Origin of the sequence: Streptomyces sp. CAU 1734 (genome assembly GCF_039888735.1) — a bacterium.
Taxonomy (GTDB): Bacteria; Actinomycetota; Actinomycetes; order Streptomycetales; family Streptomycetaceae; genus Streptomyces.
This window is the reverse complement of record NZ_JBDQQP010000002.1, coordinates 325,191-343,940: the sequence shown is the minus strand read 5'-3', so window position 1 is coordinate 343,940 and position 18,750 is coordinate 325,191. Positions and strand designations below refer to the sequence as shown.

The 18,750-nt window shown below is 69.9% G+C and carries 16 protein-coding genes; 10 read left to right on the top strand and 6 right to left on the bottom strand.

Annotated elements, in window-relative coordinates; all coding sequences use genetic code 11:
- Positions 1 to 33 precede the first annotated feature (33 nt).
- The gene (locus AAFN69_RS05245) at positions 34 to 1,245 is read right to left on the bottom strand and encodes an alpha/beta hydrolase (RefSeq protein ID WP_347727080.1); all 1,212 of its coding nucleotides are present in this window, start codon (positions 1,243 to 1,245) and stop codon (positions 34 to 36) included.
- Between the two features lie 242 nt (positions 1,246 to 1,487).
- Positions 1,488 to 2,156: a TetR family transcriptional regulator gene (locus tag AAFN69_RS05240; protein WP_347727079.1), complete on the bottom strand. Its 669-nt coding sequence runs from the start codon at positions 2,154 to 2,156 to the stop codon at positions 1,488 to 1,490.
- A gap of 149 nt (positions 2,157 to 2,305) precedes the next feature.
- On the opposite strand from AAFN69_RS05240, the gene AAFN69_RS05235 reads away from it, so the two are divergent.
- A complete protein-coding gene (locus tag AAFN69_RS05235) occupies positions 2,306 to 3,919 on the top strand; it encodes an MFS transporter (protein ID WP_347727078.1) in 1,614 nt (537 codons plus the stop codon).
- Between the two features lie 80 nt (positions 3,920 to 3,999).
- Here the strand turns inward: AAFN69_RS05235 and aceE are convergent, their stop codons facing one another.
- Positions 4,000 to 6,732: a pyruvate dehydrogenase (acetyl-transferring), homodimeric type gene (gene aceE / locus AAFN69_RS05230; RefSeq protein WP_347727077.1), complete on the bottom strand. Its 2,733-nt coding sequence runs from the start codon at positions 6,730 to 6,732 to the stop codon at positions 4,000 to 4,002.
- A 537-nt stretch (positions 6,733 to 7,269) separates the two neighbouring features.
- Here aceE and AAFN69_RS05225 point away from each other — a divergent pair.
- The 6 genes from AAFN69_RS05225 (at position 7,270) to AAFN69_RS05200 (ending at position 11,807) form a co-directional block, all read left to right on the top strand.
- The gene (locus AAFN69_RS05225) at positions 7,270 to 7,701 is read left to right on the top strand and encodes a DUF3052 domain-containing protein (protein ID WP_347727076.1); all 432 of its coding nucleotides are present in this window, start codon (positions 7,270 to 7,272) and stop codon (positions 7,699 to 7,701) included.
- Between the two features lie 180 nt (positions 7,702 to 7,881).
- The gene (locus AAFN69_RS05220; protein ID WP_347727075.1) at positions 7,882 to 8,340 is read left to right on the top strand and encodes a peroxiredoxin; all 459 of its coding nucleotides are present in this window, start codon (positions 7,882 to 7,884) and stop codon (positions 8,338 to 8,340) included.
- 115 nt (positions 8,341 to 8,455) lie between these two features.
- Complete coding sequence (locus AAFN69_RS05215) at positions 8,456 to 9,031, top strand: TerD family protein (protein WP_347727074.1); 576 nt, start codon at positions 8,456 to 8,458, stop codon at positions 9,029 to 9,031.
- A gap of 151 nt (positions 9,032 to 9,182) precedes the next feature.
- Complete coding sequence (locus AAFN69_RS05210; RefSeq protein ID WP_347727073.1) at positions 9,183 to 9,758, top strand: TerD family protein; 576 nt, start codon at positions 9,183 to 9,185, stop codon at positions 9,756 to 9,758.
- A 98-nt stretch (positions 9,759 to 9,856) separates the two neighbouring features.
- Positions 9,857 to 10,987 carry a DUF475 domain-containing protein gene (locus tag AAFN69_RS05205; RefSeq protein ID WP_347727072.1) on the top strand — a complete coding sequence of 377 codons (1,131 nt, stop codon included), beginning with the start codon at positions 9,857 to 9,859 and terminating at the stop codon, positions 10,985 to 10,987.
- Positions 10,988 to 11,072: 85 nt separating this feature from the next.
- Positions 11,073 to 11,807 (top strand): Tellurium resistance, encoded by a 735-nt coding sequence (locus AAFN69_RS05200; RefSeq protein WP_347727071.1) that lies wholly within the window; start codon positions 11,073 to 11,075, stop codon positions 11,805 to 11,807.
- A gap of 53 nt (positions 11,808 to 11,860) precedes the next feature.
- Here AAFN69_RS05200 and AAFN69_RS05195 read toward each other — a convergent pair whose 3' ends face one another.
- On the bottom strand, positions 11,861 to 12,643 hold the full coding sequence (locus AAFN69_RS05195; protein WP_347727278.1) for a TerD family protein: 783 nt from the start codon (positions 12,641 to 12,643) through the stop codon (positions 11,861 to 11,863).
- A gap of 324 nt (positions 12,644 to 12,967) precedes the next feature.
- Here AAFN69_RS05195 and AAFN69_RS05190 point away from each other — a divergent pair, with 324 nt between their 5' ends.
- The 3 genes from AAFN69_RS05190 (at position 12,968) to AAFN69_RS05180 (ending at position 17,562) form a co-directional block, all read left to right on the top strand.
- Positions 12,968 to 14,134: an HpcH/HpaI aldolase/citrate lyase family protein gene (locus tag AAFN69_RS05190; protein WP_347727070.1), complete on the top strand. Its 1,167-nt coding sequence runs from the start codon at positions 12,968 to 12,970 to the stop codon at positions 14,132 to 14,134.
- Positions 14,135 to 14,311: 177 nt separating this feature from the next.
- The gene (locus AAFN69_RS05185; RefSeq protein ID WP_347727069.1) at positions 14,312 to 16,747 is read left to right on the top strand and encodes a phosphoribosyltransferase; all 2,436 of its coding nucleotides are present in this window, start codon (positions 14,312 to 14,314) and stop codon (positions 16,745 to 16,747) included.
- A gap of 80 nt (positions 16,748 to 16,827) precedes the next feature.
- Positions 16,828 to 17,562, top strand: coding sequence for an HAD family hydrolase (locus tag AAFN69_RS05180; RefSeq protein WP_347727277.1), 735 nt, complete (start codon positions 16,828 to 16,830; stop codon positions 17,560 to 17,562).
- A gap of 132 nt (positions 17,563 to 17,694) precedes the next feature.
- Here the strand turns inward: AAFN69_RS05180 and AAFN69_RS05175 are convergent, their stop codons facing one another.
- Together AAFN69_RS05175 and AAFN69_RS05170 are read right to left on the bottom strand one after the other, a co-directional pair.
- The gene (locus AAFN69_RS05175; protein ID WP_347727068.1) at positions 17,695 to 18,342 is read right to left on the bottom strand and encodes a DedA family protein; all 648 of its coding nucleotides are present in this window, start codon (positions 18,340 to 18,342) and stop codon (positions 17,695 to 17,697) included.
- Between the two features lie 99 nt (positions 18,343 to 18,441).
- On the bottom strand, positions 18,442 to 18,660 hold the full coding sequence (locus AAFN69_RS05170; RefSeq protein ID WP_347727067.1) for a zinc ribbon domain-containing protein: 219 nt from the start codon (positions 18,658 to 18,660) through the stop codon (positions 18,442 to 18,444).
- Positions 18,661 to 18,750: the final 90 nt, after the last annotated feature.

Sequence of the window (18,750 nt, the reverse complement as noted above, 5' to 3'; positions counted from 1 at the left end):
GTGCGGACCGCTGTTTGTGAAGCTCTACGCGCGTCAGGCCGCCGCTTCGCCGTGAATACCCCGGCGGCAACCGTCATCCTCGCCGGCGCAGCTGACTCCGTCATAGGCGCCGACACCTATCGCGGCGAAGTTGACCACACTCTCCGTACCTGGCTCAAAATAGCCGCTGTGGCCGATAGCGCCCGCTGCGGAGATGACCCGTGCCCCGAACTCCCGTGCCATCGGGTCCTCGCCGTGCCCGAAGCCGCCGACCGCCAGATGCGGTACGTCCTCGATCCAGTCGTCCCGGTCGCGCATCGCCCAGACCCGGGCGCGGGACCGCAGGCCGGCGACGTTCTCCGCGCGCATGCCCGGGCTGCCGGCGACCGCGATGTCGGTCACCCGGGCGGGCAGCCGGCGGGCCGCGATCCCGCACACCACCGAGCCGTAGCTGTGGCAGAACAGCGCGACACCGGACCGTCCCGGCAGTGCCTCGGTCAGCGCCGCCAGCCGTACCGCGCCGCCCTCGGCGAGCCGTCCGGTCGCCGAGTCCACACCGACACCGGCGGGGGTGGTGTAGTCGGCCCAGGCGATGACCGCGGTACGGGTGCCGGGGGAGGCCGCCCGCTCGGCGTCGTACAGCGACCGCGCCATGCCGGCGGCGGCCGTCCAGGGGCGTTCGGAGCGCTGGAAGGTGAGCAGATGGGTGTCGACACCGGGGACCACGACCGAGACCCGCTCGGCCCGGTCGAGATCGCCGAACACCTCGGCCACCCGCCCCCGGCCGGAGGGGTCGAAGGCGAGGATCCGGCGCTCGGGGCGCATCAGTTCCGCGAACCGCTCGATCCGGCGGAGTGCGTGGTCGCGGCCGGTGGCGCTGAGCCGGGCGGTGGCCGCGCGGGTCCGCTCGCGGGTGAGCGCACGCGCCAGGGAGATCCGGTTGGCCCGGTAACGCAGCGCGGCCGGGGCGCCGTTGAGATTGCCGACGACGAGCGGGAAGCGATCGGTGAGCCGGGCCCGCGAGGTGGCGCTGAGGGAGGCGAAGAAGGCGGCCAGCCGGGGCGGCGGGGCGCCCGTCCCGGGCAGCGGGCGGCCGTCGAGCCGGGCCTCCCGCCAGCCGGCCAGTTCGGCGGCGACCGGGTCGCGCGGGCCGTCGGGCCGGCGCACCGTGGTCCAGCCGGTGGTCGCCAGCATGAGGAGGACGATCGCCAGGGCGAGCAGGGTCCGCCGGAAGGCGGTGGCGGGGGACGAGACGGAGGCAGTCACTGCGGGACACCCTAGGAGAACGCCGGTGGCACTCGGGAAGACCGTGAGCCAGATCACGTGTTCAGGGGTGAAGAACGGGGTAGCGACACCCGGGAAGTCCAGTCATTCGGGTGAAACCGGCCCGGTTCGGGGGCGTTCGCCGGATTCTTCCGGGCCGGGTGCGGGGCTGTCCGCGGGCCGGATTCCCTGCCACTGGTGCGTGCGGTGCGTGCGGTGCGTGCGGTGCGGGACGCCGTCCCGTGTCACCGTCCGGCGTCCCCCGCGCCTCCGCGCCACTCCCGGGTGAGCGCCGGGCCGAGCTGGTCCAGATGGTCCGCCAGTTGCCGCCGCAGCGCCGGTACGCTCCAGTCCCCGCCCAGCCCCCACTGCCGCCCTGCCACCCGGGTGACCCCGCCGAAGGCCGCGACCGCCACCCGGGGGCGCGGATCGGTGCCCGCGTCCAGGCCCTCCCGCCCGGCGATGATCTCCGTGACCTCGTCCTCCAGCTCCAGCGCGCGGCGCAGATGGACCGCGAGCAGGGCGGGGGTGGACTCGATCATCAGATAGCTGCGCATGTGCAGTTCGATCGGGACGATCTCCTCGATCGTGTCGCCGATGGTCTCCCAGCTGATCAGCAGCGCGTTGCGCATCGCCTCGAAGGGAGACTCCGCCGGGGGCCGCTCCCGCAGGGTGGCCGTGAAGTGCGCGGCGACGACCTGCTGGACCGCGAGCGCGGCGTCCTCCTTGCCCGCGAAGTAGCGGAAGAAGGTGCGCTGGGAGACCTCCACGGCCTCCGCGATCTCGTCGACGGTCGTCCGCTCGTACCCCCGGGTGGTGAAGAGCTCCAGTGCCGCACGCACCAGCGCATGCCGTGTGAGCTGCTTCTTCCGTTCGCGCAGCCCGCTCGGTCCGGTCGTCTGCTCGACCGTCACATGGTCCTCGCTTCCGGGGGTCGGCGCCGGTGTCGCCCGGCCGGCCCTCCGGCCGTTTCCCTGTGTTCAGCCTACCGGCGGGCGATATGTCAGTCGCAGACTAGTGATTCTATTTGTCAACTGTCAGAGGCTGACATTAGCCTGCCGGAATGACTAGTCAGACCACCGTCGAATCGGTGTCGAAGGATTCCGGGGGCTCCGGCCCGAGCCGTGCACAGGGCCTGCGCGGCCACCCCTGGCTGACCCTCTTCGCCGTTGCCATCGGCGTGATGATGGTCGCTCTGGACGGCACGATCGTCGCCATCGCCAACCCCGCGATCGCCGACGACCTCGGTGCCACCTTCGCCGACGTCCAATGGATCACCAACGGCTACTTCCTCGCCCTCGCGGTCAGCCTGATCACCGCCGGCAAGCTCGGCGACCGCTTCGGCCACCGGCAGACCTTCCTCATCGGCATCGTCGGCTTCGGGGCCGCGTCCGCCGCCATCGGCTTCTCGTCCAGCATCGCCATGGTCGTCGTCTTCCGGGTGGCCCAGGGCCTCTTCGGCGCGCTGCTGATGCCCGCCGCGCTCGGACTGCTGCGCGCCACCTTCCCCGCCGAGAAGCTGAACATGGCGATCGGCATCTGGGGCATGGTCATCGGCGCCTCCACCGCGGGCGGCCCGATCGTCGGCGGTCTGCTGGTCGAGCACGTCAGCTGGCAGTCGGTCTTCTTCATCAATGTGCCGGTCGGCATTCTCGCGCTCGGCCTCGGTCTGGTGATCCTCAAGGACCACCGCGCGGAGAACGCGCCCCGCTCCTTCGACATCCCCGGCATCGCGCTGCTCTCGGCGGCGATGTTCTGCCTGGTCTGGGCCATCATCAAGGCGCCGGAGCCCACCTGGGGCTGGGGCGGCGGGAAGACCTGGGGCTTCATCGCCCTCTCGGTGCTCTCCTTCGCGGCCTTCGCCTACTGGGAGACCAAGGTCAAGGAACCGCTCATCCCGCTGGGGCTCTTCCGCTCCGTGCCGCTCTCGGCCGGTGTGGTGCTGATGGTGCTGATGGCCATCGCCTTCATGGGCGGTCTCTTCTTCGTCACCTTCTTCCTCCAGAACGTCCACGGCATGAGCCCGGTGGAGAGCGGACTCCATCTGCTCCCGCTCACCGGCATGATGATCGTCGGCTCACCGCTGGCCGGTGCGGTGATCACCAAGGTCGGCCCGCGGATCCCGCTGGCCGGCGGCATGGCGCTGACGGCCGCCGCGATGTTCGGCATGTCCACCCTGGAGACCGACACCGGCAGCCTGACCATGTCGGTCTGGTTCGCCCTGCTCGGTCTCGGCCTCGCGCCGGTCATGGTGGGGGCGACCGAGGTCATCGTCGGCAACGCGCCGATGGCGCTGTCCGGCGTCGCCGGCGGTCTCCAGCAGGCCGCGATGCAGATCGGCGGCAGCCTCGGCACGGCGGTGCTCGGCGCGGTCATGGCGTCCAAGGTCGACAACGACCTCCCGGGCAACTGGACCGGCGCGGGCCTGGCCCCGCTCAGCCCCGCCCAGCTGGACGAGGCGTCCAGGGCCGTGGAGATCGGGCTGCCCCCGGTGCCGCCGAAGGCACCGGAGGAGCTGGTCGCGAAGATCACCGATGTGGCGCACGAGACCTTCATGTCCGGCATGGGGATGGCCTGTCTCGTCGCGGCGGGTGTCGCGGTCGTCGCGATCTTCGTGGCCTTCCTCACCAAGCGCGGCGCGAACGCCGACGCCGCGTCGGGCGCGGCCCACATCTGACCCGTACCGCCCCGTCCACGACGCGAGGAGCCCCGCCGGGATCGCCCGGCGGGGCTCCTCGCTGTCATGGCCCGGAGCGGCTACGCGTCGCCGCCCGCGGGGCCCGGGTCCGCCGCCTTCACATCGAGCAGCTGGTAGCGGTCGACCGCCTGCTTCAGGGCGGAACGGTCCACCTTGCCGTCACGGGCCAGCTCGGTCAGGACCGCCAGCACGATCGACTGGGCGTCGATGTGGAAGTACCGGCGGGCCGCGCCGCGGGTGTCGGCGAAGCCGAAGCCGTCCGCGCCGAGCGAGGCGTACCGGCCCGGCACCCAGCGGGAGATCTGGTCCGGCACCGAGCGCATCCAGTCGGAGACCGCCACGAACGGGCCCTGGGCGCCGCCGAGCTTGGTGGTGACATAGGGAACGCGCTGTTCCTCCTCGGGGTGCAGCAGATTGAACTGCTCCACCTCCACGGCCTCGCGCCGCAGCTCGTTCCAGGAGGTCGCCGACCAGACGTCGGCGCGTACGTTCCACTCCTCGGCGAGGATGCGCTGGGCCTCGATCGCCCAGGGCACCGCCACCCCGGACGCCATGATCTGCGCCGGGATCTCGCCCTTCCCGCCCCTGCTGAAGCGGTGGATCCCCTTGAGGATGCCCTCCACATCCGCGTCCTCGGGCTCGGCCGGGTGCTGGATGGGCTCGTTGTACACGGTCAGGTAGTAGAAGACGTCCTCGGCGTCGGGACCGTACATACGGCGCAGGCCGTCGCGGACGATATGGGCGATCTCGAAGCCGTACGCCGGGTCGTAGGCGACACACCCCGGATTGGTCGAGGCCAGCAGCTGGGAGTGGCCGTCGGCGTGCTGGAGGCCCTCACCGGTCAGCGTGGTGCGGCCGGCCGTCGCGCCGAGCACGAAGCCGCGCGCGAGCTGGTCGGCCATCTGCCAGAACTGGTCACCCGTCCGCTGGAAGCCGAACATGGAGTAGAAGACATAGACCGGGATCAGCGGCTCGCCATGGGTGGCGTACGCGGAGCCGGCGGCGATCAGCGAGGCGGTGCATCCCGCCTCCGAGATGCCGTCGTGCAGCATCTGCCCGGTCGGCGACTCCTTGTACGCCAGGAGCAGCTCCCGGTCGACGGCCTCGTACTGCTGGCCCAGCGGGTTGTAGATCTTCGCGCTCGGGAAGAAGGAGTCCATGCCGAAGGTGCGGTACTCGTCGGGCGCGATCAGCACGAACCGCTTGCCGATCTCCTTGTCCCGCATCAGGTCCTTCAGCAGCCGGACGAAGGCCATGGTGGTGGCGATCGACTGCTGGCCCGAGCCCTTCCGCACGGCGGCGTACGTCTTCTCCTCCGGCAGCACCAGCGGCTTCGCCCGCACGACCCGGGTCGGCACATAGCCGCCCAGCGCCTTGCGGCGGTCGTGCATGTACTGGATCTCCTCGGAGTCCCGGCCGGGGTGGTAGTACGGCGGTGCGCCGTTCTCCAGCCGGTCGTCGGTGATCGGGATGTGCAGCCGGTCCCGGAAGCCCTTGAGGTCGTCGACCGTGAGCTTCTTCATCTGGTGGGTGGCGTTGCGGCCCTCGAAGTTCGGGCCGAGGGTCCAGCCCTTCACCGTCTGGGCGAGGACCACCGTCGGCTGGCCCTTGTGCGCCTTGGCCGCCGCGAACGCCGCGAAGACCTTGCGGTGGTCGTGGCCGCCGCGGCCCAGATGCAGGATCTGCTCGTCGGTCATGTTCTCGACCATGGCGCGCAGCCGCTGGTCGCCGCCGAAGAAGTGCTCCCGGATGTAGGAGCCGGTCTCGGTGACGTAGGTCTGGAACTGCCCGTCCGGTGTGGTGTTCAACTTGTTGACCAGCAGACCGTCCCGGTCCTGGGCCAGCAGCGGGTCCCAGGAGCGGTCCCAGACCAGCTTGATCACATTCCAGCCGGCGCCCCGGAACTGCGACTCCAGCTCCTGAATGATCTTGCCGTTGCCGCGCACCGGCCCGTCCAGGCGCTGGAGGTTGCAGTTGACGACGAAGGTCAGATTGTCCAGGTTCTCGCGGGCGGCGATGGAGAGCTGTCCCAGCGACTCGGGCTCGTCCATCTCGCCGTCGCCGAGAAATGCCCACACATGGGAATCGGAGGTGTCGGCAATACCCCGCGCCTGCATATAACGATTCATGCGGGCCTGATAAATGGCACCGAGGGGGCCGAGGCCCATCGACACGGTGGGGAATTCCCAGAAGTCCGGCATCAGCCGGGGGTGCGGATAGCTGGAGAGGCCATGGGGCGCCTTGGACTTCTCCTGCCGGAAGGCGTCGAGCTGGGTCTCGCTCAGCCGGTCGAGCAGGAAGGCGCGGGCGTAGATGCCGGGCGAGGCATGGCCCTGGAAGAAGATCTGGTCGCCGCCGTCACCGCCGTCCTTGCCCCGGAAGAAGTGGTTGAAGCCCACGTCGTAGAGGGAGGCGGAGGAGGCGAAGGTGGCGATGTGGCCGCCCACGCCGATCCCCGGGCGCTGTGCGCGGGAGACCATCACCGCGGCGTTCCAGCGAGTCGCGTTGAGGACCTTGCGCTCGACTTCCTCATTGCCGGGGAAGAAGGGCTCGTCCTTGGTGGCGATGGTGTTGATGTAGTCCGTGCTGCGCATCTCGGGCACGGCCACCCGCTTCTCGCGGGCCCGCTCGATGAGCCTGAGCATCAGATATCGGGCCCGTTCCCGGCCCCGCTCGTCGACGGCGGCGTCGAGTGAATCCAGCCACTCCTGGGTCTCTTCGGGATCGAAATCCGGGACCTGGCTGGGAAGGCCGCCAATGATGATCGGGTTGCGATCTGATCCGGAAGCCACGCTATTCCTTCGCTGTTCGGGGAGTTCTCGCGGAGAGGGCGGAGCACCGGGGCGGGGCGGAGTGAAGACGGATGTCCGGGCGGTGCCACACCGTCTCCATCGTGTACCCCGAGAAGGGAAACGTCATCTCTACCCGGGGGTAACCCGCGATCCCGCGCGTGTGATCCGAGCCCGTGCCGAGCGGGCCGAGACCGTGTCCCGACCGTGCGAGGGTGACGTGTACGGTCAAATCGCAACCTTGCGCTCAAGCCGGTAAAGCGTTCCGTTTGGGTGTTCGGTTCCATTGACGGCGCTGAGTGGACGTACAGTGGCAAACGCGGCCGAATGGTGTGGCAGTCCGCACGGGCTGTGGTCGAAGGTGTCCGGAGTTGCGTCGAGCGTGTCGGGAGTTGCGTCGAGACGGGCGCAAACGTCACCGTTTCGGCGGTCTGAACGGCCGGGTACTTGCGCGATCCGCCCCGTCCGTGTGGACTACGGCCAACGCCACGCGTACGCGCGAGGCCGCAGCATCTACCGAACATGATCAGGAGGCAAGCCGTGAGCGCGACCGCGGACCACGCGGAGGAGCGGACCAACCCGGCAGCGAGGCTGGGGTTCGAGCCCGGACAGGTGGTCCAGGAGATCGGATTCGACGAGGACGTCGACCAAGATCTCCGCGAAGGCATCGAGTCCGTGACCGGACAGGACCTGGTGGATGAGGAGTATGACGACGTCGCCGACGCCGTTCTCCTCTGGTTCCGGGATGAGGACGGTGACCTGACGGACGCCCTGGTGGACGCCATCGGCCTCCTTGAGGACGGCGGAGTCGTCTGGCTCCTGACTCCCAAGACGGGCCGGGACGGGTACGTCGAGCCCAGCGACATCAGTGAGGCCGCGCAGACGGCGGGTCTCTCGCAGACCAAGAGCATCAGCATCGCCAAGGACTGGAGCGGCAGCCGCCTGCTGCCCCCCAAGGCGGGCAAGCGCTGACCCGACGCGATCCGTGAGCACAGGGCCCCTCCGGCAGCCGCCGGAGGGGCCCTGCGCGTGTGCGGCGGCTGTTCAGGGGTACGAGGCGGCTGAGCACGCCGGAAGCGGCCGGGTGCCGGCGGGCGTGATTAGGGTGGACGGAACATCACCCGAACGGGCCCAGTGAAGGGATCACACGACATGGCGATCGAGGCCGGCACCAAGGCACCGGAATTCGAGCTGAAGGACAACCACGGCCGCACGGTGAGCCTCGCCGAATTCCGCGGCGAGAAGAATGTGGTGCTCCTCTTCTATCCCTTCGCCTTCACCGGTGTCTGCACCGGCGAGCTGTGCGCCCTCCGCGACGAGCTGCCGAAGTTCGTCAACGACGACACCCAGCTGCTCGCCGTCTCCAATGACTCCGTCCCCACCCTGCGCGTCTTCGGGGAGCAGGAGGGCCTGGAATATCCGCTGCTCTCCGACTTCTGGCCGCACGGCGACGTCTCGCGGCAGTACGGCGTCTTCGACGAGGAGAAGGGCTGCGCGGTGCGCGGCACCTTCATCATCGACAAGGAGGGCGTGGTCCGCTGGACCGTCGTCAACGGCCTCCCCGACGCCCGGGACCTCAACGACTATGTGAAGGCGCTGGAATCGCTCTGACGGCCGCCGGTGCCAAAGCCTGTCTTGCGCGGGAACCGCTCAGTAGGATCAAGTCGTTGATCCGAACAGGAAAGCACGACGGGGGCGCTGCCCCTGGATACCTATGGAGGGACTCGTGGGAGTCAGCCTCAGCAAGGGCGGCAACGTCTCGCTGACCAAGGCCGCGCCCGGCTTGACCGCGGTGATCGTCGGTCTGGGCTGGGATGTCCGTACCACCACCGGTACGGATTTCGACCTGGACGCCAGCGCTCTGCTGACCAACGCCGAGGGCAAGGTCACCAACGACGGAAACTTCGTCTTCTTCAACAACCTCAAGAGCCCCGACGGCTCCGTGGAGCACACCGGTGACAACCTCACCGGTGAGGGCGAGGGCGACGACGAGCAGATCAAGGTCAATCTCGCGGCTGTGCCCGCCGAGGTCGACAAGATCGTCTTCCCGGTCTCGATCTACGAGGCGGAGAGCCGCCAGCAGTCCTTCGGCCAGGTGCGCAATGCCTTCATCCGCGTGATCAACCAGGCCGACAACAATGAACTGGCGCGTTACGACCTGAGCGAGGACGCCTCGACCGAGACCGCGATGGTCTTCGGCGAGCTGTACCGCAATGGCGCGGAGTGGAAGTTCCGCGCCATCGGCCAGGGTTACGCCTCGGGGCTGCGCGGCATCGCGCAGGACTTCGGCGTCAACGTCTGAGCCGGGCCTCGGCGTCCGGGCCGGGGCGCCCGAGCGGGGCGCCCCAGCCCGGCGGCTTCGTACCGGGTCCGGCGCCGCACCCCCGGGAGCGGTGCCGGACCCGCCGGACACCGGCGACCGCCGGATGTCCGCAACTGGGGAGGAACAGATCATGGGCGTCACGCTCGCCAAGGGAGGCAATGTCTCCCTCTCCAAGGCCGCACCGAACCTCACGAAGGTGCTCATCGGGCTCGGCTGGGACGCGCGCTCCACCACCGGAGCCGAATTCGACCTGGACGCCAGCGCGCTGCTCTGCAGCGCCGGCCGGGTGCTGGGCGACGAGTACTTCATCTTCTACAACAACCTCAAGAGCCCCGAGGGCTCCGTGGAGCACACCGGTGACAATCTGACCGGTGAGGGCGACGGCGACGACGAGTCCCTGCTGGTGGACCTCTCCCAGGTGCCGCTCCATGTCGAGAAGATAGTCTTCCCGGTCTCCATCCATGAGGCCGAAAATCGCGGCCAGACATTTGGCCAGGTCAGCAACGCTTTCATTCGGGTCGTCAACCAGGCCGACGGCCAGGAACTGGCGCGTTACGACCTGAGCGAGGACGCCTCCACCGAGACCGCGATGATCTTCGGTGAGCTCTACCGGTACAACAGCGAGTGGAAGTTCCGTGCGGTGGGCCAGGGGTATGCGTCGGGTCTGCGGGGCATCGCTCTAGACTTCGGGGTCAATGTTTCCTAAAGCCGTGTGCAGAGAGCGGGGAAACCTGCCCTGGGTGCGCGGGAGACCCTCTCCCCCAGAGCCTTACGGGGGGACCCTCATCACACGATTGGGTACCAGTGGTTCTGAAAACCTTCGGCTGGTCGTTCGCGGTAACCGCGCTCGGCCTCGTCGCAGCGGTGTTCTACGGGGGATGGACCGGCTTCTGGATCGTCGCGATCCTGTCCATCCTGGAGATCTCGCTGTCGTTCGACAACGCGGTGGTCAATGCCGGGATCCTGAAGAAGATGAATGCCTTCTGGCAGAAGATCTTCCTCACCATCGGCATTCTCATCGCCGTGTTCGGTATGCGGCTCGTCTTCCCCGTCCTCATCGTCGCGGTCAGCGCCTCGGTCGGTCCGATCGAGGCCGTTGAACTCGCCCTCAACGACAAGGACAAGTACGAGGAGCTGGTGACCGACGCACATCCGTCGATCGCCGCCTTCGGTGGCATGTTCCTGCTCATGATCTTCCTCGACTTCATCTTCGAGGACCGTGACATCAAGTGGCTCGGCTGGATCGAGCGTCCGCTCGCCAAGCTCGGCAAGGTCGACATGCTGTCGGTCTGCATCGCCCTGATCGCGCTGCTCGGCACCGCGCTGACCTTCGCCCAGAGCGCGCACCAGCACGGCGGCGGACACGCGGACAAGACGGAGACGGTGCTGCTCTCCGGCATCGCCGGTCTGATCACCTATCTGATCGTCGGCGGACTCTCCGGATACTTCGAGAACAAGCTCGAAGAGGAGGAGGAGCGCGAACACGAGGCCGAGGAGACGGCCAGGAAGAGCGGCAAGAAGGTCACGGCACTCGCCGTCGGCGGCAAGGCCGCGTTCTTCATGTTCCTCTACCTCGAAGTCCTCGACGCCTCGTTCTCCTTCGACGGTGTCATCGGCGCCTTCGCGGTCACCAACGACATCGTCCTGATGGCGCTCGGCCTCGGTATCGGCGCGATGTACGTCCGGTCGCTGACCGTCTATCTGGTCCGCGAGGGCACCCTGGACGACTACGTCTATCTGGAGCACGGCGCGCACTACGCGATCGGCGCGCTCGCCGCCATCCTCCTCATCAGCATCCAGTACGAGATCCCCGAGGTCATCACGGGATCCGTCGGTGTGCTCCTGATCGCCTGGTCGTTCTGGTCCTCGATCCAGCGCAACCGGCGGATCGCCAAGGGCGAAAAGGCTGAGCCACACTCCGAAGTCGGGGTGTGACCGGCCGGGTATTGCGGAACGCTTCTGAGCGGGGCGGTGGCGGTCCCGCGAAGGCGGGGCCGGAAGATCTGGATGGGGGCGGGACATGGCTTTCTGGGACAACCTGTGGCAAGGCAGGACGGCGCAGTTCGACTCGGGCGGTTCCGCGACGAACTCCATCTCGCTGACGAAGCGCCGGCCTCTGGTGTCACTCTCCAAACAAGGGGCGACCACCGGCCATCTGCGGGTCAATCTCTCCTGGCGGATGCGGCCGGCCGATGTCGGCGGGCGCCGCCAGGGCGGTCAGCTGCTCAGGCACCCCTTCAAGCTCTTCAAGCCCGAGATGGTCCAGGCGCACACCCAGGGCGTGGTCAATGTCGACCTGGACCTCGGCTGCCTCTACGAACTCGCCGACGGCAGCAAGGGCGTGGTGCAGGCGCTCGGCGGATTCCTCGGCTCCACCAATGAGACGCCCTATGTGAAGCTCAGCGGCGACGACCGGTTCGGCTCGGGCTCGGGCGAGACGATCTATGTCAATCTCGACCACCACGCCGAGATCAAAAGGCTGCTGTTCTTCGTCTACATCTACGACCAGACCCCGGCCTTCGACCGCACCCACGCCCTGGTGACGCTCTACCCGAGCAGCGGTCCCCGGGTCGAGATCGAGCTGGACGAGCATGCCCCGCAGGCGCGCTCCTGCGCGGTCTTCTCCATGGAGAACGTCAAGGGCGAGCTGCTCGTGCGCCGCGAGGTGAAATTCGTCCACGGCTTCCAGGCGGAGCTCGACCGACTCTACGGCTGGGGCCTCCAGTGGGGCCGCGGTTACAAGAGCAAGGTGTAGCGCCCCGCCGCCGCGCGCGCGGCTCCGGCACCCGCGGGAGCGGGGCGCGCGGCTCAGGGGCGTACGAACTGCGGGCCCATCGGCGGCAGCCGGAAGTCCGGGTCGGGTACGACGGCCGAGACCGGCTGCGGATAGCCGTACCCCTGCGGTGCCTGTCCCGCGGCGGGCTGCGGATAGCCGTAATCCGACCGGCCCGACTCCGGCTGCGGATATCCGTACGAGGGCCGCGCGGCCGGCCCGGCGGGCGGCGGCACCACGGCCTCGGTGGCCGCGGCGGGGCCGGCCGCCGGCTCGGTCTCGTCGACCGAGATGCCGAATTCGGTGGCGAGTCCGACCAGCCCGGTCGGATACCCCTGGCCCACGGCGCGGAATTTCCAGCCGTCGCCGCGCCGGTACAGCTCGCCGCAGATGATCGCGGTCTCCTCGCCGGTCTCCGCCTCCACGTCGAAGACCGCCAGCGGCTCCCCGTCGGGCACGGACGCGTCATGGATCATGATCCGCAGATCGCGCACCCGGCGGAAGGTGTCCCCGTCGGAGGAGGCGGCGATCACCACCTGGTCGACGGAGGGGTCGAGCGCGGCGAGATCGGCCTCGACCGTGTCGGTCAGATGCTCCGCCACCCGCTTCTTCGACAATCTTCTGACCAGGCCCGACGGATGGCGCGGCTGGTTGTAGAAGACAAAGTCCTCATCCGAGCGCACCCGGGCGTCCGCGCCGAGCAGCAGCGCCGAGGCGTCCACGTCGGGGAGGCCGGGACCCGGGGTCCAGCGCAGTACGGCACGGACCGCCGTGGCGTCGAGCGGGACGTTCGAACCCTTCAGCATCGCGTGCGTCATGGCGGTCATCCTGCCTTCTCCCGGCCCGCCCGGACAACGCGGGCGGCATTCCGGGCGCACCCCGCCCCGGCGGGCCGAGCGGGGCGCGCACCCGTTCGCCGCAGCGGACCGGGTGTACGCAGAGTCACCTTCGTCACACCGGTGTGCCGCCCGGCCGCTCGGTTCGCACACCGCCCCACCAGCCATGTCTCCTGGCGGGGGCGAAGATGTGACGCAAGTGGTTACCTGGAGTTCACGGGTGAGGGGAACCGTGGAGATACGTTCGTACGTACTATTACCGGCCATGTCAGTCAGGCGGGCCACTTAACAGCACGGGGGAATCACATGCGACATTTCGGGCAGCTTTCCCCGGTTGTCCGCGAGCGTCTGTTCCACCGGGAGCCGAGCGAATTCACCGCCGACTCCCCGGCCCGTACGCTCGCGGCCGCGCTCGGGGCCACCCTCTACAGCCCCGCCACCAGGCCGCGCCTCGCCGACGATGTGCGCAAGCAGGCCGCCGCGGGTGTGGTCTCCATGGTCCTCTGCCTCGAGGACTCCATCGACGACTCCGAGGTTCCCTCCGCCGAGGAGAATCTGGTCCGGCAGTTCGCCGACCTCGACGCGGCCGGCGGGCCGCTCCCGCTGCTCTTCGTCCGGGTCCGGGAGCCCGCGCAGATCCCCGATCTCGCCCGGCGGCTCGGCTCCACCGTCCGCCATCTCTCCGGATTCGTCCTCCCGAAATTCACCGAGGAACGCGGAATCCTCTTTCTCGAAGCGCTCACCGCGGCGGAGACCACCACCGGCCGGCGCCTTTTCGCCATGCCCGTACTGGAAACCCCCGGACTGCTCTATCTGGAGAGCCGCACCGAAACCCTCGCCGGAATCGCCCGCACCGTCGACAAATACCGCGACCGCGTTCTCGCGCTCCGGCTCGGCGTCACCGATTTCTGCTCCGCCTACGGGCTGCGCCGCTCGCCCGACATGACGGCGTACGACGTCAAGATCGTCGCCTCCGTCATCGCGGACGTGGTCAATGTCCTCGGCCGGGCCGACGGCACCGGCTACACGGTCACCGGACCGGTCTGGGAGTACTTCCGGCTCCAGGAGCGCATGTTCAAACCCCAGCTCCGCCGCAGCCCCTTCCTGGAGGTCCGCGCCGAGGAGCTGCGCACCGCGCTCATCGAGGACGACCTGGACGGCCTTCTGCGCGAGATAGAGCTGGACCGGGCCAATGGCCTGACCGGCAAGACCTGTATCCACCCCACCCATGTGGCGCCCGTCCACGCGCTCTCCGTGGTCAGCCACGAGGAGTACAGCGACGCGCAGGACATCCTGCGCCCCGAGCGCGGCGGCGGCGGTGTGATGCGCTCCGCGTACACCAACAAGATGAACGAGGTGAAACCCCACCGAGCCTGGGCCGAACGCACCCTGCTGCGGGCCGAGGCGTTCGGGGTGGCCAGGGAGGACGTCGGATTCGCGGAGCTGCTCACGGCCGCCCTTCCGGAGATGTGACGGCCGTGTCCGCGGCCCTTCGGAGACGGCCGGCGGAACGGCCCTTCGGAGACGGCCCCGCGGACACGGCCGGTGAAAGCGGCCCGCGGCCGGTGACCTCCGGCCCGTGCATTCAGCCCGGAGACCGGGGCCCGCACCCCGGGGCCCCGGCGGATCGAGAGAGAAGAGACAGAGACTGTGGTGTGGTCGGGAACATGGGTCGCCGAACGGCTGGGAGTCGGGCTCGAAGGGGACGAGCGGCTGCCTTCCCTGCTGGGCCTCGCCCTGCGCCGCAATCCCAAGCGGGCCCATCTGCTGGTCTCCAATGTGCTGGGCAAGCATGTGCCGCAGTCGCCCGCCGTGGTGTACGGGGCCGGCCGGCGGCTCGGTGAGCGGGTCCGGGCGCTGCTCGGCGACGAGGAGACCGCCCGGGCCGTCGTCCTCGGCTACGCGGAGACGGCCACCGGCCTCGGCCACTCGGTCGCCGACGGGGTGGCGCTCGCGCCGTATCTCCACTCCACCCGCCGCCCGGTGCCGGGGGTGGCCCGCGCGGGCGGCTTCGAGGAGTCCCACTCCCACGCCACCTCGCATCTGCTGCTCCCCGAGGATCCCCGGCTGCTGTCCCGGCCGGGCCCGATGATCCTGGTGGACGACGAGTTCTCCACCGGCAACACCGTGCTGAACACCATCCGTGAGCTGCACCGGAGCCATCCGCGCGAACGCTATGTGATCGTGGCGCTGGTCGATCTCCGCTCGGCCGCCGACCAGGGCCGGCTGGCCGCCCTCGCCCGCGAGATCGGCGCCCGGGTGGATCTGGTGACCATGGCATCGGGCACGGTCAGCCTCCCGGAGGGGGTGCTGGAGAAGGGCCGCGCGCTGGTCGCCGCGCACGAGAACACCGCCGCCCCGGCGCCGGAGCCCGCTCCGTACACCGTCCGGCGGGTGGAGCTGGAGTGGCCCGAGGGCGTACCCGACGGCGGCAGACACGGCTTCCTCCCCGCACACCGGGAGCGGCTGGAGGCGGCGCTGCCCGCCATGGCGCGCCGGATGGCCGAGGGCCTGGGCGATCACCCGGACCTCCCGGCCCGCCCCCGGGTGCTGGTCCTCGGCTTCGAGGAGCTGATGTACGCGCCGCTGCGCCTCGGCACCGCCCTGGAGCGGCTGACCGGCGCCGAGGTGCGGTACTCCACCACCACCCGCTCGCCCGTCCTCGCCGTGGACGACCCCGGCTACGCGATACGCACCCGGCTGGTCTTCCCCGCCCATGACGACCCCGCCGACGGCCCCGGCGAGCGGTACGCCTACAACGTCGCCGGAGCGGGCTTCGACGCCATCTTCGCCGTCGTGGACTCGGCCGCCGACACCCCCGCCCTGCACGCCCCCGGCGGCCTGCTCTCCCGGCTCGCCGCCCACACCCCGCACCTGCTGCTGGCGGTCGTACCCGGCCACATACCCGCACCGGCCGCCTCCGGCCCACCGGAAAAGGACTCCATGCTGCCCGAACCCCTCCGCGGTCCCGCCTTCTCCTCCTACGCGCCCCAAGAGGTCGGGTGGCTGCTCCAGGATCTCTCGGCGGTCGAGCTGGAGGCACCGACGGAGGAGCGCGAGGAGGCCATCCAGAGCGGCGGCGCGCACTACGCCGAGTCGCTGCCGGTGGAGTACCAGCCCAGCGCCGACTACCAGCGCCTCTACCAGGGCGCCCTGGAGCTCTCCGCGGCCCGGATGGCCCGCGCGGTCGGCACCGTCACCGAGCTCGTGCTCGCCGAGCGCTCCCCGCGCCCGGTGCTCGTCTCGCTGGCCAGGGCCGGCACCCCCGTGGGTGTACTGATGCGGCGCTGGGCCCGGCACCGGCACGGCCTGGACCTGCCGCACTACGCCGTCTCCATCGTCCGCGGCCGGGGCATCGACGCCAACGCCCTGCGCTGGCTGCGCGACCATCACGACCCCGCCGACGTGGTCTTCGTGGACGGCTGGACGGGCAAGGGCGCGATCACCCGCGAACTCTCCGCCGCGCTCACCGAATTCGAGGGCTTCCACCCGGAGATCGCGGTCCTCGCCGACCCGGGCGGCTGTGTCCGCACCTATGGCACCCGGGACGACTTCCTGATCCCCTCCGCCTGCCTCAACTCCACCGTCTCCGGGCTGATCTCGCGCACCGTCCTCCGCGCCGATCTGGTCGGCCCCGACGACTATCACGGCGCGAAGTACTACCGGGAGCTCGCGGCCGGCGATGTCTCCGGAGCCTTCCTCGACACGGTCGCCGCCCGCTTCGACGAGGTGACCGCCGCGGTGGACGCCGAGGCCAAGGAGCTCCTCGCGGCGGACCGCACCCCCACCTGGGAGGGCTGGGCGGCCGTCGAGCGGATCAGCGAGGAGTACGGCATCCACGACATGAACCTGGTCAAGCCGGGGGTCGGCGAGACCACCCGGGTCCTGCTGCGCCGCGTGCCCTGGAAGATCCTGGCCCGTACCGGCGCCGGCTCCGATCTCGACCATGTCCGGCTCCTGGCCGAACAGCGCGGGGTCCCCGTCGAGGAGGTGGGGGAGCTCCCGTACAGCTGTGTCGGGCTGATCCACCCCCGCTACACCCGGGGCGCCACCGGCGCCGGCGGCACGGCGGTGACCGCGCTGTGAGCTCCGCGACCCCCGCGCGCCCGGCGACCCTGGTCGCCAGCGATCTCGACCGTACGCTGATCTACTCCGCCGGCGCCCTGATGCTCACGGCACCCGACGCGGAGGCCCCCCGGCTGCTCTGTGTGGAGGTGTACCAGGGCAAGCCGCTCTCCTTCGTCACGGAGACGGCGGCCGGGCTGCTGCCGAGGCTGGCCGCCGAGACGGTGTTCGTCCCGGCCACCACCCGCACCCGTGAGCAGTACGGGCGGATCCGCCTCCCCGGCCCCGTACCGGAGTACGCGATCTGCGCCAATGGCGGGCACATCCTGGTCAATGGCGTCTCCGACCCGGAGTGGCGGCGCGCGGTGGCCGCCCGGCTCGACGACGGCTGCGCGCCGCTCGCCGAGATCCGCGACCACCTGGAGACCGGGGCCGACCCGGCGTGGACGCTGAAGCGGCGCACCGCCGAGGATCTCTTCGCCTACCTCGTGGTCGAACGCGAGCTGCTGCCCGGGAGCTGGCTGAAGGAGTTCACCGGATGGGCCGCCGAGCGCGGCTGGGGCGTCTCGATGCAGGGCCGCAAGGTGTACGCGGTGCCGGAGCCGCTGACCAAGAGCGCGGCGGTGCGGGAGGTGGCGCGCCGGACCGGCGCGGAGCGGATCCTGGCGGCCGGGGACTCCCTGCTCGACGCCGATCTGCTGCTGGCGGCGGACCGGGGCTGGCGCCCGGGCCACGGCGAACTGGCCGACAGCGGCTGGGACGCCCCCCGGGTGGAGGCGCTGGCGGAACGCGGAGTCGTGGCGGGGGAGGAGATCCTGCGCCGTTTCCTCGCCTGAGGCGGGGGATCCGGGCTGTCCGGTCCGGGGCTGTCCGGCGTGGTCCGGGGCTGTCCGGGGCGATCTGTTCCGGGACGGGACGAGCGGGGGCGGTACGGGACCGGTGGAGCCGGTTCCGTACCGCCCCCGGTGCTACTTGCGCCGGGCCCCGGGGCCCGGCTTCAGCAGCCGCATGGCCACGAAGGCGAGCACACCCAGCACGGCCAGTACCAGTACCACCTTGGAGTAGGCGGAGACATAGCCGGTCACGCTCTCCCAGTTCTCCCCGAGCAGATACCCGGCGAGTACGAAGATCGTGTTCCAGATGGCGCTGCCCAGGGTGGTCAGGCCGATGAAGACCGGCAGCGGCATCCGCTCCACCCCGGCCGGTACGGAGATCAGTGAGCGGAAGATCGGGATCATCCGCCCGAAGAACACCGCCTTGGTCCCGTGCTTGGCGAACCACGCCTCGGTCTTCTCGATGTCGGCCACCTTGACCAGGGGCAGCTTGGTGGCGATGGCGATGATGCGGTCGCGGCCGAAGAGCGCGCCGATGCCGTACAGCGCCAGGGCGCCGATCACGGATCCGGCGGTGGTCCACACCAGCGCGGCGATCAGATTCATCTGACCGGTGCTCGCCGCGAACCCCGCCAGAGGCAGGATCACCTCGCTCGGGAGGGGCGGGAAGAGATTCTCCAGGGCGATGGCGATACCGGCCCCCGGCGCGCCGAGGGTGTCCATCAGGCTGTTGATCCAGCCCGGGGCGCTGCTCTCGACGCCCGCGGCAGTGCTAACGATCATGGGGTCCATATGCTCAAAGGTAGAAAACCGCAGCTGAAGGGAGTCTGAAGGGGTACCCGTGGGGCTCTCGGGGCCCGGCGGGTACGGGAGGGGAGGCGATCAGCCGCAGCAGCCGCCACCACAGCACCCCCCGCCCCCGCCGGAGCTCGGCGCGGGCGCCGACGACGACTGCGTACCGCCGACGGCGACGGTCGAGAGGAGCCTGACGGTGTCCTCATGCCCCGCGGGGCAACTGGCGGGCTCGGACGACTGGGACATCGGCCGGCTCACTTCGAAGGTGTCGCCGCAGCTGCGGCAGCGGAAGTCGTATCGAGGCATGGCCCAAGGCTACGCGGTCCCCCGGGGGCCGGACCCTCCCGCGAGGGCCTTCCCGGCCGGGCCGCGTCCGGGCCGGCGGGCCGTTGGCGT